Origin of the sequence: Serratia sp. JKS000199 (assembly GCF_900215455.1) — a bacterium.
In the GTDB taxonomy this organism is placed as follows: Bacteria; Pseudomonadota; Gammaproteobacteria; order Enterobacterales; family Enterobacteriaceae; genus Serratia; species Serratia ureilytica.
On the sequence record NZ_LT907843.1, the window covers coordinates 3,541,787 to 3,562,429 of the forward strand.

Below are 20,643 nucleotides of genomic sequence, written 5' to 3' on the forward strand. Positions count from 1 at the left end.
GTTTACATACTGTGTTTTATCCTTTTACAGATGCCCCAATTGTGGCCCTCCTGTAATTTGTGCACACTCGAAAATGTTAATGAAGAGTGAATATTCCCGGTAGCGACCCACCGGGCGGTTTGCTCCTCGCGGTGTAACAAAACAAATGGTTCAAGCCAATAAGGCCCGGGCGCACCCTACGCTTTGCGCACCGGCCCACCACCGATAACAGGAGTTCACTCCCATGCAGAGCAATCCCAAAAAGGATGTCACGCTCATCGCCATCAGCCTGTGCAGCATTGCGCTGATCGCCCTTTGCCTGATGCTCTTTCCGGCTCAATCCGCGCTTATCGCCAACACCATTTTCAACGGCGTCACCCGGCTGTTCGGTTCAACCATTCAAATCCTGGTGCTGATCGCCCTGCTGGTGGTGCTGTATCTGGCGTTGAGCAAATACGGCAATATCCGCCTCGGCGAAGGCAAACCGCAATACTCCACGCTGGCCTGGCTGTTCATGTTCATCTGCGCCGGCCTGGGCTCGTCTACCCTGTACTGGGGGGTGATGGAATGGGCGTATTACTACCAGACGCCGGGGCTGAACATCGCGCCGCGCACCCCGAAGGCGCTGGAATACAGCATCAGCTACTCCTTCTTCCACTGGGGCCTGAGCGCCTGGGCGACCTACGCCCTCGCCTCGCTGATCATGGCCTATCACTTCCACGTGCGTAAGAACAAAGGGCTCAGCCTGTCGGGGATCATTTCCGCCATCACCGGCGTGCGCGCCAACGGCCCGGTCGGGCGGGCGGTGGATCTGATCTTCCTGGTCGCCACCGTCGGCGCCCTCACCATTTCACTGGTGCTGACCGCCTCCACCTTTACCCGCGGGCTGACGGCGCTGACCGGCATTCCGGACAACTTCGCGGTGCAGGCGACGGTGATCCTGCTGGCGGCGGTGATCTTCTGTCTCAGCTCTTACATCGGCATCGACGGCGGCATGCAGCGCCTGAGTAAAATGGTCGGCTGGGGCGCATTCGCTTTCGCCGGGCTGGTGCTGCTGGTCGGCCCGACCGAATTCACCATCAACAACACCATCAACGCCATCGGCCTGACGGCGCAAAACTTTCTGCAGATGAGCCTGTTCACCGATCCGATGGGCGACGGCAGCTTCAGCCGCAGCTGGACGGTGTTCTACTGGCTGTGGTGGATCTCCTATACTCCGGGCGTGGCGATGTTCGTCACCCGCGTCTCGCGCGGCCGCAAGATTAAAGAAGTGATCTGGGCGTTGCTGCTCGGCAGCACCCTCGGCTGCTGGTTCTTCTTCGGCTCGCTGGAAAGCTACGCCATGCACCAGTTCATCAGCGGGCAGCTCAACGTGCCGGAGATCCTCAGCACCCAGGGCGGCGAAACCGCCGTGCAGATGCTGCTGACGGCGCTGCCGCTCGGCAAGCTGTTCCTCGCCGCCTATCTGTTCATCATGATCATTTTCCTGGCCTCGCACATGGACGCCGTGGCCTACACCATGGCCGCCACCAGCACCCGCAACCTGCAGGAGGGGCAAGATCCCAGCCCGATGCTGCGGCTGTTCTGGTGCGTAGTGATCACCCTGATCCCGCTGTCGATCCTGTTTACCGGCGCCTCGCTGGACACCATGAAAACCACGGTGATCCTGACCGCACTGCCGTTCCTGCTGGTGCTGCTGGTGAAAACCTACGGTTTCGCCCGCTGGCTGAAGCAGGACTACGCGGCCATCCCGGCGCACCTGATCGAAAGCAGCCCGCCAACGCTGCCCGAAGCGCCGCCGGCCGGCGAACTCTCCGCTCCATCGTCGTATCAACCGCGCCCTATGGCGAAATGACAATAAGAAAAGAGGAAGGTTAACTTATGAGCACTCTGATCCCTGAATTTACCTTACCGAAAGATTTCTGCGCCGACGCACGCGAGGCCTACACCATACCGGCCCGGTTCTACACCCACCAGGCGGCGTTCGAGCACGAAAAAGAGCAGGTGTTCGCCACCAGTTGGATCTGCGTGGCGCACCGCAGCGAGCTTGCCCAACCGAACGACTACATCACCCGCGAGATCATCGGTGAAAACATTCTGGTGGTGCGCGGCCGCGATAACGTGCTGCGCGCCTTTTACAACGTCTGCCCGCACCGCGGCCACCAACTGCTGGCGGGCGACGGCCGGGCGAAAAACGTCATCACCTGCCCTTATCACGCCTGGGCGTTCAAGCTGGACGGCGAGCTGGCGCACGCGCGCAACTGTGAAAACGTGCAGAACTTCGATAAAGAAAACTCGCACCTGGTGCCGGTGCGGGTCGAAGAGTACGCCGGGTTTATTTACGTCAATCTGGACTCGCAGGCCGGCACGGTGGAAGACCAACTGCCGGGCCTCGGCGCCAAAGTGCGCGAAGCCTGCCCGCAGGTCGACGATCTCAAGCTGGCGGCGCGTTTCGTCACCCGCACCCCGGCCAACTGGAAGAACATCGTCGACAACTACCTCGAGTGCTACCACTGCGGCCCGGCGCATCCCGGCTTCGCCGACTCGGTGCAGGTCGATCGCTACTGGCACACCCTGCACGGCAACTGGACGCTGCAGTTCGGCTACGCCCGCCCTTCCGAGCAGTCGTTCAAGTTTGAAGAGGGCAAAGAATCCAGCTTCCACGGCATCTGGCTGTGGCCGTGCACCATGTTCAACATGCCGCCGCTGGAAGGCATGATGACGGTGATCTATGAGTTCCCGGTCGATGCGGAAACCACCCTGCAGCACTACGACATCTACTTCACCAACACCGATTTGAGCGACGAACAGCTCAAACTGATCGACTGGTACCGCGACGTGTTCCGCCCGGAAGATTTGCGGCTGGTGGAAAGCGTGCAAAAAGGCCTGAAGTCGCGCGGCTATCGCGGCCAGGGGCGCATCATGGCCGACGGCGCCGGCAGCGGCGTCAGCGAACACGGCATCGCCCACTTCCACAACCTGCTGGCGCAGGTTTATCAACCTTGATGCGACGGGGCCCGCAGGCCCCTTTCCCCTGACTTGTGAGGTTCTTGTGAATATTTCCGATCGGGCGCTATTCCGCCAACAGGCATATATCAACGGCCAATGGCGCGACGCCGACAACCAGGAAACCCTGCCGGTGAGCGATCCCGCCACCGGCCAACTCATCGGCAGCGTGCCCAACATGGCGACGGCCGAAACCCAACGGGCGATCGACGCCGCCCAGCAGGCGCTGGAAGGCTGGCGCGCGCTGCCGGCGCAACAGCGCGCGCAGCTGCTGCGGCGCTGGTTTGAACTGATGCTGGAACACCAGCAGGATCTGGCCAACCTGATGACGCTGGAGCAAGGCAAACCGCTGGCTGAATCGCTGGGTGAGATCCGCTACGCCGCCTCCTTTATCGAATGGTTCGCCGAACAGGCCAAGCGCGCCAACGGCGACATCATTCCTTCGCCGAGCAGCGATAAACGCCTGATGGTGCTGAAACAGGGCATCGGCGTGTGCGCGGCGATCACGCCCTGGAACTTCCCGGCGGCGATGATCACCCGCAAGGCTGCGCCGGCCCTGGCGGCCGGCTGTACGCTGGTGGTCAAACCCGCCAACGAAACCCCTTATTCGGCACTGGCGATGGCCGAGTTGGCCGAGCGCGCCGGCATTCCCGCCGGGGTGTTCAATGTGGTGACCGGCAATTCGCAGGCGATCGGCGCCGAGCTGACCCGCCACCCGCAGGTGCGCAAACTCAGCTTTACCGGCTCCACGCCGGTGGGCCGCCTGCTGATGCGCCAAAGTTCGGACACCATCAAGAAAGTGTCGCTGGAGCTGGGCGGCAACGCGCCGTTCATCGTATTTGACGATGCGGACATCGATGCCGCGGTGGAAGGCGCGCTGATCGCCAAGTATCGCAACGCCGGGCAGACCTGCGTCTGCGTCAACCGGTTCTACGTGCAGCGCGGCGTTTACCCGCAGTTCGCCGAGAAGTTTGTCGCCCGCGTGGCAGCGCTGCAGGTCGGCAACGGCTTCGAAGCCGGCGTACAGATTGGCCCGCTGATCAATCGCAAGGCGCGCGATAAGGTGTTGGAGCTGCTCGATGACGCGCTGAGCAAAGGCGCTCAGGTGCTGACCGGCGCCACGCCGCACGCGCTGGGCGGTAATTTCTTCACCCCGACGGTACTGGGCGACGTGCAGCCCGGCTCGCTGCTGCTGGAAGAAGAGATCTTCGGCCCGGTCGCGCCGCTGGTGATATTCGATGACGAAGCCGAGGCGATCCGCCAGGCCAACGACACCATTTACGGCTTGGCCGCTTACTTCTACACCCGCGATGCGGCGCGCATCTGGCGCGTTTCGGAACGGCTGGAGTACGGCATGGTCGGCATCAATACCGGGCTTATCTCCAACGAAGTGGCGCCGTTCGGCGGGGTGAAACAGTCGGGGCTGGGGCGTGAAGGCTCCGAATACGGCATCGAAGACTATCTGGAGCTCAAATACCTGTGCCAGGCGGTATAACTTTTTCATGCGCGGGGACGCCCGCGCTTTGGAGCCAATGAATGACCAGCTATCAGATGCTTGATGTCCGCGTCGTCGACATCGAAACCGTCACCGCACGGGTCAAGCGCTTTACCCTGGCGGATCCGCAAGGCCGGCCGCTGCCCGCCTTCAGCGGCGGCAGCCACATCATCGTGCAAATGCAGGACGGCGAGCAGCGCTACAGCAACGCCTATTCGCTGCTCAGCTCACCGTTCGAACTCGAGCATTACCAGATCGCCGTTCGGCGCGAGTCTCCTTCCAAAGGCGGTTCCGACTTCATGCATGACCGGTTGGCGGTCGGCGATACGCTGACCATCAGCACCCCGAATAACCTGTTCGCGCTGGCGCCGGAAGCGCAACATCACGTGCTGATCGCCGGCGGCATAGGCATCACGCCGTTTATGGCCCATCTGCATGAGCTGCAACGCAGCGGCCAACGCTACCATCTGCACTACTGCTTCCACAGTGAAGAGCACAACGCCTTCCAGCAGCAGCTGATGCAAGCGCCGTTCGCAGACAACGTCAGTTGCCATGTCTCCAGCCTTGGCGGCCGGTTGGATCTGGCGCGCACGCTGGCCGATGTGGAACCCGGTGCCCATATCTACGTCTGCGGCCCGGCGGCGCTGAACGAAGCGGTTTACCGGATCGCCGCCGAACTGGGCATCGCCCCCGGTCGCTTGCACAGCGAAGCCTTCGCCGCCGAAGACACGGCGGGCGGTGCCTTTACGCTGGTGCTGGCCCGCTCAGGTATTGAGCTTGAAGTGGCGGAAGACATGACCATCCTGCAGGCGCTGGAAAACAGCAAGGCGGCCAAGGTCGAGTGCCTGTGCCGCGAAGGCATTTGCGGCACCTGCGAAACCCGCATCGTCGAAGGGGAAGCCGATCACCGCGATCAGTATCTCAGCGAGGAAGAACGCGCGGCGCAGCAGACCCTGTTGATCTGCTGCTCGCGCGCCAAAGGCAGCCGGCTGGTGCTGGATTTGTAAAAGGAGCGCCCGCAACGGCGGGCGTCCTGGTTAAGCTTTCGGGAATATCCACAGATGCTCGGCCGGCAGGGAGAGCCGGCACAGCGCCCGATCGCGCGCCTCGTGGCCATAGGCGCGTACCACGAAATCTTCGGCCACGGTGCGGAACAGGTATTCCCAGCGATCGCCGAGATACATGCTGGTCAGCAACGGCAGCTCAAGCTGATTACCCTGTGGATCTTCACCCAACCGCACGCGCTCCACGCGGATCACCGCCGTGCCCTCCTGCCCGACCTGCACGCCTTCGCCCGCTTTGCCCCACAGCGCCCAATCCTTACCTTCGATGCGCGCCCGGCCATCTTCCAGCGCCACGATCTTGCCAGGCAACCGGTTGTTGCTGCCCATGAATTCGGCGGTGAACAGCGTGGCGGGCGAACCGTACATCTCCTGCGGCGTGCCCTGCTGTTCGATTTTGCCGTTATTGAGCAGCAGGATGCGATCGGAAATGGCCATCGCCTCGTTCTGATCGTGGGTCACCATCAGCGCCGACAGACCGAGCTTGATGATCAGCTCGCGCAGAAATACCCGCGCTTCTTCGCGCAGCTTGGCGTCGAGGTTGGACAGCGGCTCATCCAGCAGGATCACCGGCGGGTTGTAGACCAGCGCACGGCCGATCGCCACCCGCTGCTGCTGGCCGCCGGAGAGCTGGTGCGGATGGCGCTTGGCCAAATGCCCCAGCCCGAGCTGATCCAGCACCGCCTGTACCCGTTGGGCTATTTCCGCCGAGGCGGTCTTACGCAGCTTCAGCGGATAAGCGACGTTCTCAAACACCGTTTTGTGCGGCCACAGGGCGTAGGACTGAAACACCAGCCCCAGGTTGCGCTCTTCGGCGGGAATTTCGCTGCGCGCGCTGCCGTTGTAAACCGCGCTGTCGCCGATGACGATTCGCCCCTGGCTCGGCTTCTCCAGCCCGGCCACCGCCCGCAGCAACGTGGTTTTGCCGCTGCCCGACGGGCCCAGCAGTGAGACCACTTCGCCCCGTTTCAGATCCATCGACACCCCTTTCAGCACCGGGTTGTCGCCATAGGTCAAATGCAGGTTCTCTACCGAAAGTTCAATCATGTAATTTCACTCCAAAGCGCAAAGCGATCCCCAGCCCCAGCACCACCAGCAGGATATTGATGAACGACAGCGCGGCGACGATATCGATGGCGCCCGCGGCCCACAGGGAAACCAGCATCGAGCCGATGGTTTCCGTGCCCGGAGACAGCAGATACACCCCGGTGGAATATTCGCGTTCAAAGATCAGGAACATCAGCAGCCAGGAGCCGATCAGGCCGTAGCGCGACAGCGGAATGGTAACGTGTCGGGTGATCTGGCCGCGGCTGGCGCCGGCGCTGCGCGCGGCTTCCTCCAGTTCCGGCCCTACCTGCAGCAGCGTGGAAGAGATCAGCCGCAGGCCATAGGCCATCCACACCACGGTGTAGGCCAGCCAGACGCTGAAGATGGTGCTGCGCAGCGAACGCAGCCAGACGATCACGTTCTCGCGCAGCCATTCGGCCATCGGCAGCACGGACAGCCAGCCTTCCTTGAGCGATTTATCCAGCCACATCGGCAGGAACAGGAACACCCACAGGAACGCCAAACCGGCCAGCAGCCCCGGCACCGCGCGCGGCACCAGCACGCTGTAGTCGAGGAAGCGCGTGGCGCCGTCCGGCTTGCGGTGCATCGCGATGCCGATAAACAGATAGCACGCGACCGCCAGCGCCCCGCCGATCACCCCGATCGCCATCGAGTTGACGATGGCGCGCAGCAGGTTGGGCTGCGCCCAGATGGTGCGGAAGGTGTTGATCGACAGTTCGTCCCAGACGGAAACGCCCACGCCCCAGTTGGAGATAAAGGCGCGCAGCACCACGCCGATCAGCGGCACGCCGATGGTCACGGTCAGCCAGAACATCACCACCGCGCCGGCCACCCAGCGCCATTTGCCCAGCGGCAACGCGCGCGCCTGCGAGGCTTTGCCCTTGACGGTGACGAAACGGTTGGCGGTACGCATCAGCCTGCGCTGCAGCATCACCAACGGAATGGTGATGCAGATCAGCACCACCGCTACCGCCGCCATCAGGTGGTAAGACGGCGTGCCCAGCTTGTTGGTCAACTGATACAGGTAGGTCGCCAGCACCAGGTTGCCTTCCGGATCGCCCAACACCAGCATCAGGCCGAACACCTCCAGCCCGAGGAAGAACAGCAGCACCCCGGCGTACAGGATAGACGGCCGCACCATCGGCAGGCTGACGGCGGTCATCACCTGCAGCGGCGTAGCGCCGGCGGTGCGCGCCGCTTCTTCAACGTCGGAGCCCACGCTGCGCAGCGCCGAGGAGATGTACAGGTAGGCGTGGGGCACGTGCGTCAACCCGGCGATAACCACGATGCTGGCCATCGAATAGATGTTCCACGGCACGAAGCCCAGCAGCGCCTCCGCCCACAGCGAGAAGAAGCCCACCGGCCCCGCCGCCACCACGTAACCGAAGCCCAGCACCATCGGCGACACGAAGATCGGCACCAAAATCAGCGGTTCGATGAGCCGCCGCCCCGGCAGATCGGTGCGCACCATCAGGAAGGCCAAAATGCCGCCGAGCGGGATAGCGATGATCACCAGGCCGAATGCCAGAATAAAGCCGCTTCTCAGCGCCTTGTAGAAATCCGGATCGGTAAAGATGAACTCGAAGGCCTCCAGGCTGAAGACCTTGGAGGGAGAGAAAAACGGAGCCGAGAGGAAGCTTTGAATGATGATAAACGACAGGGGGACATAGATAACCAGCGCGGTTATCAACACCACCAGGCCGCGCGGCAGGCTCTGCCACTTTCTGCGCCATGCTTGCATAAATGCTCCCTATGGTTGTAAACGACGACCAAAGGGCGCGCGCCTGTACGTCAGGCGCGCGTCCGAATGCAGTCCCTGTTATTTCGCCGCGGCGGCGCGCCATTGTTTGATGTAGTCGAGACGCTTGGCCGGCTGCAGATATTCCAGCAGGCTGTCATCGACCGGGATCGGTTTGAGCGCGTTACCCAACAGCTTGGTCATGCCATCGATGTCGTTCTTGCCTTCGATGTCGTTGCGGATCGAGGGGATATCCGCCTGATTGGCGAGAATATTTTGCCCTTTCTCCGACAGCACATAGTCAAACCACAGCTTGGCGGCGTTAGGGTTGCCGGCCTCTTTACCGATGAAGCTCACGCGCGACAGCACCAGGGTATAGTCTTTCGGATAGACGATGCCGAGCGACGGATCGCTCTTGGCGCGGGCCTCGGCGTATGAACCGAGGATATTGAAGCCGATCAGGTTTTCACCGGAGGAAACGCGTTCCATCATGGTGCCGGTGGAGGATTGCACCGCCAGGCCACCCTTGGCCACGTCGGCCAGCGTTTTGAAGTAGTTGGGATCGGCCTTGAAGTCCTGCACCGACAGCATGAAGCCGACGCCGGATTTTTCGATGTCGTAAGTGGTGACTTTCTTCTTGAATTTGTCCGTCTGGCCGGCGATCAGCTTGGCCAGCGCCGCATGCGAATCCGGCACATCGCCTTGCGGGATCAGGCGTTTGTTATAGATAAACACCACCGGCTCATAGGTGGTGCCATACACCTTATCTTGCCATACCGCCCATTTCGGCAGTTGAGCCTGCTCGGGAGAGGCGTATTCCTGCGCGTAATCGCCCGCCAGTTTCAAAATGGTGTCCATCGACGAACTCCACACCACGTCGCCGCTGGTGCCGCCGGCCGCCTGCTCGCTGATAAAGCGGTTATACAGTTCGGTGCTGTTCATGTCGTTGTATTCGACCTTGATGCCCGGATACAACGCCTCGAACCCCTGGATCAGCGGCGCCGCCGCCTTGGTGTCGGTGGTCGAGTAAATCACCACCTTGCCTTCTTTCTTCGCGCCGTCGACCAGTTTCTGGTAGTCGGCGGGGTAGCCCGCCGGGAAGGCCGCATAGGCGGAAACGGAGCCCAGTAAGGTGATTGCAGCCACGGTAGCGCTGATTTTTTTCATCATCATCCATCCCCAGATCACATTTAATAAACCAAAAATTAACATACAGTTAATAATTGCGACGAGGCAACGGCGTTGCTTGTTATCTTTCGGTTTTGTGAGGTTGGACGTTTTTCAGTCAATACCCACGCCCGGCGGCGCGGGCTTTACGGCGCTTCCTGTCGCAAACTATTCGGCCAGGCGAGAACGCCGCAGCAGGCGAATTCGCTGTACGATGGCGACCCTGCAACGTCAGAACAAAGCCGGCATTCGACCCGCGATATGCCGATCTTTTTCCCCCGTAAACCGGCCGAAGACGGCCACGTCTCTTTCAAGCCGCACATCGAAATTCCGCTGTCGATAGACAGGGTGGCGCGCTAACGCGCTGCCGGGTCGGCCGCCATGATCCCTCTGTGCAGCCGGTTCACGCCAGGATAAACAGCGCTGTATTAATCAGGTTTTTGTCGCCGAATTATTATATCCTGCCGGACGAAAATTTTTGCGGGCGTACGCAGCCCCACGCGCCTCCTTCTGCAGCGCTTCATTTCGCAGCCAGGCCGTTTATTTCATGAATACAGGCAGTGCCATACCGTTATGACCAAGAGTTTATCCCCGAAAGACATTATCGCCCTGGGCTTTATGACCTTCGCCCTGTTTGTCGGCGCCGGCAACATCATTTTCCCCCCGCTGGTGGGGCTGCAGTCCGGTGAACATCTGTGGCCGGCCGCACTCGGGTTTATGGTGACCGCCGTCGCTCTGCCGGTGATCGCCGTGATCGCGCTGGCGCGCGTCGGCGGCAGCATCAGCCTGCTGACCGGCCCCATCGGCCGCACCGCCGGCCTGCTGTTGGCGACCGTCTGCTATCTGGCGCTCGGCCCGCTGTTCGCCACCCCGCGAACCGCCAATGTTTCTTTCGCCCTCGGCATCGCGCCCTTCACCGGCGACGGCGCCCTGCCGCAGTTCATCTACAGCCTGCTGTTCTTTACCCTGGCGATGGTTGTGTCGCTGTATCCCGGCCGCTTGCTCGATAACGTCGGCCATATTCTGGCGCCGCTGAAAATTCTGGCGCTGGCCGCGCTCGGCATCGCCGCCCTGGTGTGGCCCGCCGGTGCGCCGGTCTCCGCCGTCGGCAGCTATCAGGCCGCGGCGTTTTCCACCGGCTTCGTGCAGGGTTATCAAACCATGGACACGCTGTCGGCGCTGATGTTCGGCTCGATTATCGTCACCGCCGCCCGCTCGCGCGGCGTCAGCGACAGCGGCCTGCTGCTGCGCTACACCCTGTGGGCCAGCCTGATCGCCGGCGTCGGCCTGACGCTGGTCTATATCTGTATGTTCAAGCTCGGCGCCGGCAGCGGCAGCCTGGTCGGCAGCGGTGCTCAGGATGGCGCGGCAATCCTGCACGCCTATGTGCAGCACACCTTCGGCGATCTGGGCAGCGTCTTTATGGCGGTGCTGATGTTCATCGCTTGCCTGGTGACGGCGGTCGGCATGACCTGCGCCTGCGCGGACTTCTTCTCCCGCTACCTGCCGCTCTCTTATCGCACGCTGGTGGTCATCCTCGCCCTCTTCGCCATGCTGGTCTCCAACATGGGGCTGGCCAACCTGATCCGCGTCTCACTGCCTGTACTGACGGCGATATACCCGCCTTGCATCGCGCTGGTGTTGCTCAGCTTCAGCCAGAACCGCTGGCGCAGCGCCAGACGCGTCTTCGCGCCGGTGATCGCTACCAGCCTGGTGTTCGGCCTGGCCGATGGCCTGAAGGCTTCAAGCTTCAGCGGCCTGCTGCCCGCCTGGTTCGATAAGCTGCCGCTGGCCGAGCAGGGTCTGGTCTGGCTGCAGCCTACGCTGTTGGTGCTGTTGCTGGCGGCGGCTTACGACCGGTTGCGCAGCGCCGAAAGCGTCAAGACCGCGTCGTAATCGCGATTTCCGCCCATAAAAAAAGCCGGTCATGATGACCGGCTTTTTTATCGGCTTGCGCCCGGCGGCTTACTTCAGCAGCGCCTGCGCCTTGGCCACCACGTTGTCCACGGTGAAGCCGAACTCGGCGAACAGCTGCTCCGCCGGCGCCGACTCACCGAAGGTGGTCATGCCCACGATAGCGCCGTTCAGGCCCACGTACTTGTACCAGTAGTCCGCGATACCCGCTTCCACCGCCACGCGCGCCGTTACCGCCGCCGGCAGCACCGATTCGCGGTACGCCGCATCCTGCTTGTCGAACGCGTCGGTCGACGGCATCGACACCACGCGCACCTTGCGGCCCGCCGCGGTCAGTTTGTCCGCCGCCTCCACCGTGATGCCCACTTCGGAGCCGGTGGCAATCAGGATAACGTCCGGCGTGCCCGCACAGTCTTTCAGCACGTAGCCGCCGCGGTACACGTTCGCCAGTTGCTCTGCGGTGCGCGGCTGCTGGGTCAGGTTCTGGCGCGAGAACACCAGGGTGGTCGGGCCGTCGTTGCGCTCGATGCCGTACTGCCACGCCACCGCCGATTCCACCTGGTCACACGGACGCCAGGTGCTCATGTTCGGGGTCACGCGCAGGCTCGCCAGCTGCTCCACCGGCTGGTGGGTCGGGCCGTCTTCGCCCAGACCGATGGAGTCGTGGGTGTAGACGAACACGTTGCGCAGCTTCATCAGCGCCGCCATGCGCACCGCGTTGCGGGCGTATTCCACGAACATCAGGAAGGTCGCCGAGTACGGCAGGAAGCCGCCGTGCAGCGCGATGCCGTTGGTGATGGCGGTCATGCCGAACTCGCGCACGCCGTAATGAATGTAGTTGCCCGCCGGGTCAACGTTCAGCGCTTTCGAACCGGACCACATGGTCAGGTTGCTCGGCGCCAGGTCGGCGGAGCCGCCCAGGAACTCCGGCAGCACCTTGCCGAACGCTTCCAGCGCGTTCTGCGACGCCTTGCGGCTGGCGATGTTGGCCGGGTTGGCCTGCAGTTTTTCCACGAACGCTTTGGCGTCCGCTTTCCAGTCCGCCGGCAGCTCGCCGTTCATGCGGCGCTTGAACTCGGCGGCCAGTTCCGGGAAGGCCCTGGCGTAGGCGGCGAACTTGTCGTTCCAGGCCGCTTCCTTGGCCTGACCGGCTTCCTTGGCGTCCCACTGGGCGTAGATGTCCTGCGGAATTTCAAAGGCGGCGTATTTCCAGCCCAGCGCTTCGCGGGTGGCGGCCACTTCGGCGGCGCCCAGCGCGGCGCCGTGCACGTCATGGGTGCCGGCCTTGTTCGGCGAACCGAAGCCGATAACGGTCTTGCACATCAGCAGCGACGGCTTGTCGGTCACCTTGCGGGCTGCTTCAATCGCGGCCTTGATGGCGTCCGGGTTGTGGCCGTCGACGTTGCGCACCACGTGCCAACCGTAGGCTTCGAAACGCAGGGCGGTGTCGTCGGTGAACCAGCCGTCGACGTGGCCGTCGATGGAGATGCCGTTGTCATCGTAGAAGGCGGTCAGCTTGCCGAGCTTGAGGGTGCCGGCCAGGGAGCAGACTTCGTGCGAAATGCCTTCCATCATGCAGCCGTCGCCCATGAAGGCGTAGGTGTGGTGGTCGACGATGTCGTGACCAGGGCGGTTGAACTGCGCCGCCAGGGTGCGTTCGGCGATGGCGAAGCCGACGGCGTTGGCGATACCCTGGCCCAGCGGGCCGGTGGTGGTCTCAACGCCCGGGGTGTAACCGTACTCCGGGTGGCCCGGGGTTTTGGAATGGAGCTGACGGAAGTTTTCCAGCTCGCGCATCGGCAGGTCGTAGCCGGTGAGGTGCAGGAGGCTGTAAATCAACATGGAGCCGTGGCCGTTGGAGAGCACGAAACGGTCGCGGTCAGCCCAGTGCGGGTTAGTCGGGTTGTGGTTGAGGTAGTCACGCCACAGGACTTCGGCGATGTCCGCCATGCCCATAGGGGCCCCCGGGTGGCCGGAATTTGCTTTTTGTACGGCGTCCATGCTGAGTGCGCGGATGGCGTTGGCAAGCTCTTTACGAGAGGACATGTTTTACTCCAGGTCGGATAAAAAAAGCAGTCAAGTTCCCTATTTTCTCAGACTCCACATCACAACGGCAATCCCTAATGCCAAATGAGAGCGAGTTCACCACTTATTAGCACGATTGGACGCTTTTTCGGAATAACACTATTCTCGCCCCGTCTGGCGTACACTAGGCTCTTGCGGCAAGATAGCCTCAAAGCAAAATGACTCTTTTACCTTGTTACCTTCACAGGAAGATGGCGTTATGAAGATCCGTACCTCTTTGATTGCGTTGGGCATTGCCACCTTGGCAACCGGCTGTCAAAACCTGAATACCGAAACCCTGATGCAGTCCGGCGCGCAGGCGTTCCAGGCGGCGACCCTGAGCAACAACGACGTTAAGGCCCTGAGTGATAAATCCTGCGCCGAGATGGACAGCAAGGCACAAATCGCGCCGGCCGACAGCACCTATGCCAAGCGTCTCAACAAAATCGCTGCGGCGCTGGGCGACAACATCAACGGCACCCCGGCCAACTACAAGGTCTACGTGACCAAAGACGTCAACGCCTGGGCGATGGCCAACGGCTGTATCCGCGTTTACAGCGGCCTGATGGACATCATGAACGACAACGAAGTGGAAGGCGTGCTGGGCCACGAAATGGGCCACGTGGCGCTGGGCCACACCCGTAAAGCGATGCAGGTGGCTTACGGCACCGTGGCGCTGCGCACCGCGGCGTCCTCCGCCGGCGGCGTTATCGGCTCGCTGTCGCAGTCGCAGCTGGCGGACATCGGCGAGAAGCTGGTCAGCGCCCAGTTCTCGCAGAAGCAGGAAAGCGAAGCGGATGATTATTCGTTCGATCTGCTGAAAAAGCGCGGCATCGATCCGAACGGCCTGGCCACCAGCTTCGAAAAACTGGCCCAAATGGAAGCCGGCCGTCAGAGCAGCATGTTCGACGATCACCCGTCTTCCCAAGCGCGCGCGCAGCACATTCGCGATCGCATCGCGGCAGAGAAGTAACAACGAGAACGCCCGGCAACCGCCGGGCGTTTTTTATCGTATCAATACAGGGTTTTCTGCGGCGGCCCGGCGAAGGTCAGCGGCCCGACCTGCTTCATGTCCACCTCAACCACCGACGGCCCCGGGTAGTTGATCGCTTCGGCCAGCACGCCGTTGAACTGCGCCGCCGCCTCGACCTTCCAGGCTTTCAGCCCCATCGCTTCGGCTATTTGAGTAAAGGCCGGCGTATGCAGCTCGTTGTAATACTGGCGCCCGGCGAAATACTTGTCCTGAATGCCGCGCATCACGCCATAGCCGCCGTCGTTCATGATCAGCAGGGTGATGTTCACCTGTTCCTGCGCCATGGTCGCCAGTTCCCCAAGGCCCAGCGCCAAACCGCCATCGCCCACCAGCCCCACCACCTTGCGCTGCGGGTTGGCGATCGCGGTGCCGATCGCCATCGGCAGCCCCATGCCGATAGCACCGGCCAGCGAGTGAATGTTGCACAGCGGCGAGATCGCGCGGAACAAACGGCTGCCCCAGACGCTGCCGGATACGGTGATATCGCGCACCAGCAATCCGTCCTGCGGCAGCGCGGCGTCGATGGCGTCGTTGAGTTTGGCGTATTCACCGGACTGCTGACGCAACGCACTCTCCGCCTGCTGCACCGCCCCCGCGATCTCGGCATCCCACTCGGCGTTGACCTTCTCGCCGGGGCTCAGCCGCGCCGCCAGCGCGGCCAGCAGCGCCGCACAGTCGCCATTGATCTGCTCATCGGCCAGGTAGTTGCGGTTGGCCGCCGCCGGATCGATATCAATCTGCACCAGCGGGCGCGGCAGCGGCAGCGTCCAGGTGCGGGTTTCATTACTGCGCAGCCGTGAACCGGCCACCAGCGTCAGGTCGCACTGCGTCAGGATAGCCTCGATGCTCGGCGAGTTGTGGAACGCCCGCAGGCTGCGCGGATGGCTGTCCGGCAGAATGCCGCGCCCGTGGGTGCTGGAGATCACCGCCACGCCGGCGTCCGCCAGCTTGCGCACCGCATCGCCGCAGGCCAACGCGCCGCCGCCCAGCCACAGCAACGGGCGCTTGGCCTGTTTCAGCCGCTGATGCAGCCGCTCCACCGCCGCATCGTCCGCCTTCGGCAGCGGCGCCGGCGCCAATGCTTCGGTCAGCACCGAGCGGGAAACCAGGCTGCTTTGGATATCGATCGGGATCTCGACCGCCACCGGGCCGCAGGGCACGGTTTGCGCATCCAGGATCGCTCGCTGGATCACCGCCACCGCCTGTTCCGGCGAATTGACCCGGTAGGCGCGCTTGGAGCAGGCGCGCAGAAAACCGAGCTGATCCCGGGTTTCATGAATAAACCCGGCGTCGGCGTCCAGATAGGCTTTTTCCACCTGGCCGGTGATATGCAACAGCGGCGTGTTGGCGTTAAGCGCTTCAATCATCGCCCCCACCGCGTTGCCCGCGCCGGCGCCGGTGCTGGTCAACGCCACGCCCAGGCCGGAGAAGCGCCCATGCGCATCGGCCATGGTGACCGCGCCCGCTTCGCCGCGCGCCGGCACGAAACGAATTTTATCGCGCTGCCCCACCGCATCGGCGATCGGCAGATTATGAATCGAAATGATGCCGTACATCGCCGACACCGCGTACTGTTCCAGAGTCCGGGCTATCGCCTCGCCAACCGTGATTTTATCGCTCATCATCTGCCTTCTTAGGGTAGTCGTTATTAGGGTTATGCGTAGAGGTGTCGGCCTAGTCGCTCCAGCGGTTCACCTGATGGCTCAGCGCCAGATACACGCTTTTCTGCTGCATGTAGGCCTTGATGCCGTTCAGGCCCTTTTCGCGGCCCAGCCCGCTTTCCTTGAAACCGCCGAACGGCGTGGAAATCGAGAACGTTTTGTAGGTGTTGACCCAGACGGTGCCGGTTTCCAGCCGCTCCGCCAGCGCCATCGCCCGTGGGAAATCGCGGCTCCAGATGCCGGCCGCCAGGCCGTACACCGAGTCGTTGGCCTGTTCGATCAGCTGTCGCTCGTCGTCGAACGGCAGCGCCACCAGCACCGGCCCGAAGATCTCCTCCTGGCAGACGCGGGCGTCGTTGTTTAAACCTTCAATAATGGTCGGCAGGTAATAGCTGCCGCTCGCCAGTTGCGGATCGGCCGGCGCTTCACCGCCGATGACCACCCGGCCGCCCTCCTGCCGCGCCAGCGCCACGTAGTCCGCCACGCTTTGCCGGTGTTTGGCGCTGATCAGCGGGCCGAGATGCACGCCCGGCACCAGCGGGTTGCCGATGCGCAGCCCCGCCGTCAGTTCGGTCAAGCGCGCCAGCAGCGGCTGATACAGCGAACGATGCACGAACAACCGCGAGCCGGCGATGCAGGCCTGCCCGGCGGAGCTGAAAATGCCGTAGCAGATGCCGCGCGCCGCCTGCTCAAGATCGGCGTCCTCCAGCACGATGGTCGGCGATTTGCCCCCCAATTCCAGCGAGGTGGAGATCAGCTTGTCGGCGGCGATGTGCGCCAAATGGCGCCCGGTGCTGGTCCCGCCGGTAAAGGCGATCTTTTTCACCAGCGGATGGCGCGCCAACGCCTCGCCGATCACCGAACCTTTGCCCGGCAGCACGCTGAGCAGCCCGGCAGGAAGCCCCGCCTGTTCGAACAGCTCGGCCAGCTTTAGCGCCATCAGCGGCGTGGCTTCGGCCGGTTTGAGCACCACCGCGTTGCCCGCCGCCAGCGCCGGCGCCACCTTCTGCATTTCGCTGGCGATCGGTGAGTTCCACGGCGTGATGGCGGCGATCACCCCCATCGGTTGATACTGACTGAGCGTCATCACTTCGGCGCTGCGCGGGGTCGGCAGCTCGCCCTCCAGCACCTCGCAAGCGGCGGCGAAGTAACGCGCGGTCGCTGCCGCGCTGGCCACCAGGCCGCGGGTTTCCGCCAGCGGTTTGCCGTTGTCGCGCGTCTGCAGCTCGGCCAGCTGTTCCTGCTGCGCCAGAATCAGGTTGCTGACGCGGTAGAGAATTGAGGCGCGTTGGTGCGGCACCAGCCCACGCCATTCCGGCGCGCGCCAGGCCTTTTCCGCCGCCTCAACCGCCTCGTTGACATCCTCGACGTTAGCGGCGCGCAGCCGCGCGTTGACGCTGCCGTCGGCCGGGAATACCGAAGCCATCTCTTCGCCGCGCCCTTCACGCCAGCGCCCGGCGACAAAAATATTCAATCGTTCCATGCTCCGCTCCTGCCGTTCAGGCAATAAAACCGCCGTCCACCAGACGGCGGCAGGCTTGTACCGCGCTCAGCGCCGCCAGGGTTGATGTTTTGGGATTGCTCACCAGCGGGGTGCCGCTCAGCTCGATGTGAAACTCGCCAAAGTCGCCGCATACCTGCAGCCGATGGGTATTGCGCCGGGTGGCGGGATCGACCTGCAGGCGTACCCGAGTGGCGTCCATCCCCAGGCCGTTGAGAGCAATGGTGGCCGCCACGTTGGCGTTGGCCGGGAATAAACGCGCCGCTTCACGCGCCGACCCTTCAAAAAATACCTGCGCTTCGCTCACCGCATCGAGATCTATCAACTGTTCCGCCGGGCTGCCGCGCCAGCTGGCCGGACTTTTGCTGGCCTGATAGGTCACGCTCTCCAGCCCGCCTTCGCGCGCCGACGCCAGCCCGTCCATGCCCGCCACCGCGCCGGACAGCACGATCAGCTGCCCGTGATGGCTGCGGCAGGCCTGCTGCAACCGCTGTTGCAATGCGGCATCCGCCAGCGCGCCGGTCGAAATCAGCGCCAGCGGCCAGCCGCGCTGCAGCACCGCTTCGCCAAACTCCGCCACCGCCTGCTGGCTGGCGCACTCCAGCACCAGATCCGGCCGCTGCGAACACTGCTCCGGATGGGTCAGTGCCTGCACGCGCCCAGCAAAAGCCTCATCGATCGCCGCATGATGAGCTGCGCGCGCCAGGATCCAGCCGACCTCCACGCCTTCAGGCAAACGGGCGATCACTTCCTTCGCCATCGCGCCATAGCCAATCATCATGATCTTCTTCATCTTTTTCGGCCCCTGCTACACATGGCGGTTAAAGCCGCCGGAAACGTCCAGCGCCGCGCCGGTGGTAAAGGAAGCCAGCGGCGAAGCGAGGAACAGCAGCGCCTGCGCCGGTTCCTGCGGCTTGCCGAGGCGCTTCATCGGGATGCCGCGGCGTTCGGCGATCGCCGCCGTCCACTGCTCCCAGCTTTGATCTTTATCGCTGCGATCGTCGAAACGGCGGCGCCATTGGCCCGACTCCACCATCCCCAGCAAGATCGAGTTAACCCGAATGCCTTTGCCCACCAGCTCTTTCGACAGCGTCAACGTCATATTGAGCAGCGCGGCGCGCGCCGCCGAGGTGGCGATCATGTGTTCTTCCGGCTGCAGCGCCAGCAGCGAGTTCACGCAGGTGATAGACGCGATATCCGATCGTTCCAGCGCCGGTAAAAACGCCTGCACCGGGTTGATCACGCCGAACAGCTTCAGCTCTGCCTCATGCAGCCAGGCTTCGCGCGGCGTCTGGTCAAAGTGGGCGACGAAGCCCTGACCGGCGTTGTTGATCAGCAGATCCACGCCGCCGAAACGCGCCGTCACCTGAGCGGCGAACTGCGCCACCTGCTGCGCATCCAGCACGTCGCAGCGCAGCGCCAGGATCTCCGCCTGCGGGAAGTCCGCGCGCAGGCTGGCCTCCGCGCCGGCCAGTTTGTCCGGATCGCGGCCGCAGAACGCCACCTTCGCCCCTTCGGCCAGCAGCAGTTTCAGGGTTTCGAAACCGATGCCCGATGAGCCGCCGGTCACCACCGCCACCCGATCCTCAAGCTGAAAATTCATCGTTGGATTGCTCCCGTAAAATCCCGCAGATAGCGGTTGAAACACGCCGGCGCATCGAGGTAGCTGGCGTGACCGGCGGCGGCAATCAGGCGCAGCGTCGCATCTTGCTCACGCGCCAGCTCGGCCGCCTTCTCCGGCGGCGTAATGCGATCCTGTTCACCGCACCACACTTCCAGCGGGCCGCGATAGCGCGCCAGATAGCGGCCAATATCATCGTTGGCCAGCATCCAGGCGGCACTCAGAAAACCGTCGGGATCGAGCTGCTGCATGCCGTTACGCACCCAGGCGATATCCTGCGGATCCGCACCTTCGCGCAGCAAGGCCGCCGCCCGCTGCTCGCCGTAGCCCACCGGCCCCAGCGTCTCCATCATCTGTTGGCGCTGGCCGTACACCTGTCGGCGTTTTTCCTCCGGCGCCGCGGCATAGCCCTGCGCCGGATCCGCCAACACCAGCCCACATAGCCCGTCCGGATAGCCGGCGGCGTAGGCGCTGCCGATCAGCGCTCCCAGCGAATGGCCGACGATCAGCGGCTGCGCCAGCTGCAGCTCATCAATCAGCGCCGCCAACGCCGCCGCATAACCGGCGGCGTCAGCCTGCGGATCCGCCAACGGCAGGCTGCCGCCGTAGCCCGGCGCGTCCCACGCCAACAGACGATGGCCGTCCGTCAGGCCGCTGTCGTTAAACTGCTTGATCCACGAGGCGGATCCGGAACTGATGCCGTGCAGCAACACCACCGGCCGCCCCTGCCCGGCCTCGCGCCAGCTCAGGGTATACGCCCCGCAGCGCGCCCGTTGGCGTTGCGCCAGGCCGTTCATCAGTTACGCTTCACTTTGGACAGCGGGTGGTCCGCCGGATAAGTCGGGATCTCCGGCTTGGCGGTGCCGAGCATCACGCACATCAGCGCCTCTTCCTCGCCGTGGTTGAACAGGCCGCGATACACGCCCGCCGGCACCGAGATCAAATCGCGCTCTTTCAGCCTGGTTTCGTAATACTCTTCGCCATCCTGGATCATCAGCGTGATGCTGCCTTTCAGCATGAAGAACACTTCTTCCACGTCGTCGTGCAGGTGCAACGGGCCCTCGCACTTCGACGGCAACACCATGGTGGAGAAGGTGAAATTGCCCGCCGGAATGGTGTTGGCGTCGCTGGCCACGCCGGTGGCGCCGGTGCCGATGTAGCGCATCTGCGCGCGGCGGTATTTCGGGTCGAAATCGGCCTGGAATTTCAGCGCGTTCCAGTCGTATTTGCGGCCTTCGAAACGGGCGATGCGCGACTCCACCCAGTTTTCCATCGACAGATCCTGCGGCTTGACGCCGGCTTTGTTCTCAACCTGAGACATGTTGTCACTCCTCT

General features: G+C 63.1%; 16 protein-coding genes. 6 read left to right on the plus strand and 10 right to left on the minus strand.

From position 1 onward, the window contains the following. The first annotated feature begins 223 nt into the window (after positions 1-223). Genes CPH57_RS16915 through CPH57_RS16930 form a run of 4 tightly spaced genes read left to right on the plus strand, consistent with a single transcriptional unit; the run spans position 224 to position 5,487 of the window. Positions 224-1,834 (plus strand): BCCT family transporter, encoded by a 1,611-nt coding sequence (locus CPH57_RS16915; RefSeq protein WP_033644733.1) that lies wholly within the window; start codon positions 224-226, stop codon positions 1,832-1,834. A 26-nt stretch (positions 1,835-1,860) separates the two neighbouring features. Continuing rightward, the gene (locus CPH57_RS16920; RefSeq protein ID WP_033644732.1) at positions 1,861-2,985 is read left to right on the plus strand and encodes an aromatic ring-hydroxylating dioxygenase subunit alpha; all 1,125 of its coding nucleotides are present in this window, start codon (positions 1,861-1,863) and stop codon (positions 2,983-2,985) included. A 46-nt stretch (positions 2,986-3,031) separates the two neighbouring features. Next, positions 3,032-4,480, plus strand: coding sequence for an NAD-dependent succinate-semialdehyde dehydrogenase (locus tag CPH57_RS16925; RefSeq protein ID WP_096242581.1), 1,449 nt, complete (start codon positions 3,032-3,034; stop codon positions 4,478-4,480). A gap of 41 nt (positions 4,481-4,521) precedes the next feature. Continuing rightward, a complete protein-coding gene (locus tag CPH57_RS16930; RefSeq protein WP_096242582.1) occupies positions 4,522-5,487 on the plus strand; it encodes a PDR/VanB family oxidoreductase in 966 nt (321 codons plus the stop codon). Positions 5,488-5,517: 30 nt separating this feature from the next. Here CPH57_RS16930 and CPH57_RS16935 read toward each other — a convergent pair whose 3' ends face one another. The 3 genes from CPH57_RS16935 to CPH57_RS16945 form a co-directional block, all read right to left on the minus strand. After that, entirely contained in the window at positions 5,518-6,588 is a 1,071-nt protein-coding gene (locus CPH57_RS16935; protein ID WP_033652192.1) for an ABC transporter ATP-binding protein, read from the minus strand. Beyond that, the gene (locus CPH57_RS16940; protein ID WP_046687772.1) at positions 6,581-8,350 is read right to left on the minus strand and encodes an iron ABC transporter permease; all 1,770 of its coding nucleotides are present in this window, start codon (positions 8,348-8,350) and stop codon (positions 6,581-6,583) included. Before CPH57_RS16940 ends, CPH57_RS16935 begins: the two co-directional genes overlap by 8 nt. A gap of 78 nt (positions 8,351-8,428) precedes the next feature. Further along, positions 8,429-9,517, minus strand: a complete 1,089-nt coding sequence (locus CPH57_RS16945) for an ABC transporter substrate-binding protein (RefSeq protein WP_033641358.1) — start codon at positions 9,515-9,517, stop codon at positions 8,429-8,431. 570 nt (positions 9,518-10,087) lie between these two features. Between CPH57_RS16945 and brnQ the strand changes: the two genes are divergently transcribed. Then, positions 10,088-11,410, plus strand: coding sequence for a branched-chain amino acid transport system II carrier protein (gene brnQ, locus CPH57_RS16955; protein ID WP_096242584.1), 1,323 nt, complete (start codon positions 10,088-10,090; stop codon positions 11,408-11,410). 69 nt (positions 11,411-11,479) lie between these two features. On the opposite strand, the gene tkt is transcribed toward brnQ, so the two are convergent. Beyond that, positions 11,480-13,474 carry a transketolase gene (gene tkt, locus CPH57_RS16960; protein WP_096242585.1) on the minus strand — a complete coding sequence of 665 codons (1,995 nt, stop codon included), beginning with the start codon at positions 13,472-13,474 and terminating at the stop codon, positions 11,480-11,482. A gap of 238 nt (positions 13,475-13,712) precedes the next feature. On the opposite strand from tkt, the gene CPH57_RS16965 reads away from it, so the two are divergent. Then, entirely contained in the window at positions 13,713-14,465 is a 753-nt protein-coding gene (locus tag CPH57_RS16965; protein WP_004937650.1) for a M48 family metallopeptidase, read from the plus strand. 41 nt (positions 14,466-14,506) lie between these two features. Here CPH57_RS16965 and CPH57_RS16970 read toward each other — a convergent pair whose 3' ends face one another. From CPH57_RS16970 to CPH57_RS16995, 6 genes are read right to left on the minus strand one after another with little or no spacing between them, the layout of a single operon-like run. Further along, complete coding sequence (locus CPH57_RS16970) at positions 14,507-16,147, minus strand: thiamine pyrophosphate-binding protein (protein ID WP_025304194.1); 1,641 nt, start codon at positions 16,145-16,147, stop codon at positions 14,507-14,509. A gap of 52 nt (positions 16,148-16,199) precedes the next feature. Continuing rightward, positions 16,200-17,669, minus strand: coding sequence for an aldehyde dehydrogenase (locus CPH57_RS16975; RefSeq protein WP_046687776.1), 1,470 nt, complete (start codon positions 17,667-17,669; stop codon positions 16,200-16,202). Positions 17,670-17,685: 16 nt separating this feature from the next. Next, positions 17,686-18,480 (minus strand): aspartate dehydrogenase, encoded by a 795-nt coding sequence (locus CPH57_RS16980; protein ID WP_096242586.1) that lies wholly within the window; start codon positions 18,478-18,480, stop codon positions 17,686-17,688. 15 nt (positions 18,481-18,495) lie between these two features. Continuing rightward, positions 18,496-19,290 carry an SDR family oxidoreductase gene (locus CPH57_RS16985; protein ID WP_033644722.1) on the minus strand — a complete coding sequence of 265 codons (795 nt, stop codon included), beginning with the start codon at positions 19,288-19,290 and terminating at the stop codon, positions 18,496-18,498. Continuing rightward, on the minus strand, positions 19,287-20,105 hold the full coding sequence (locus tag CPH57_RS16990) for an alpha/beta fold hydrolase (protein WP_046687779.1): 819 nt from the start codon (positions 20,103-20,105) through the stop codon (positions 19,287-19,289). The genes CPH57_RS16985 and CPH57_RS16990 overlap by 4 nt, the downstream gene beginning before the upstream one ends. After that, positions 20,105-20,629 (minus strand): cupin domain-containing protein, encoded by a 525-nt coding sequence (locus tag CPH57_RS16995; protein WP_004937634.1) that lies wholly within the window; start codon positions 20,627-20,629, stop codon positions 20,105-20,107. Before CPH57_RS16995 ends, CPH57_RS16990 begins: the two co-directional genes overlap by 1 nt. Between the last annotated feature and the right edge of the window lie 14 nt (positions 20,630-20,643).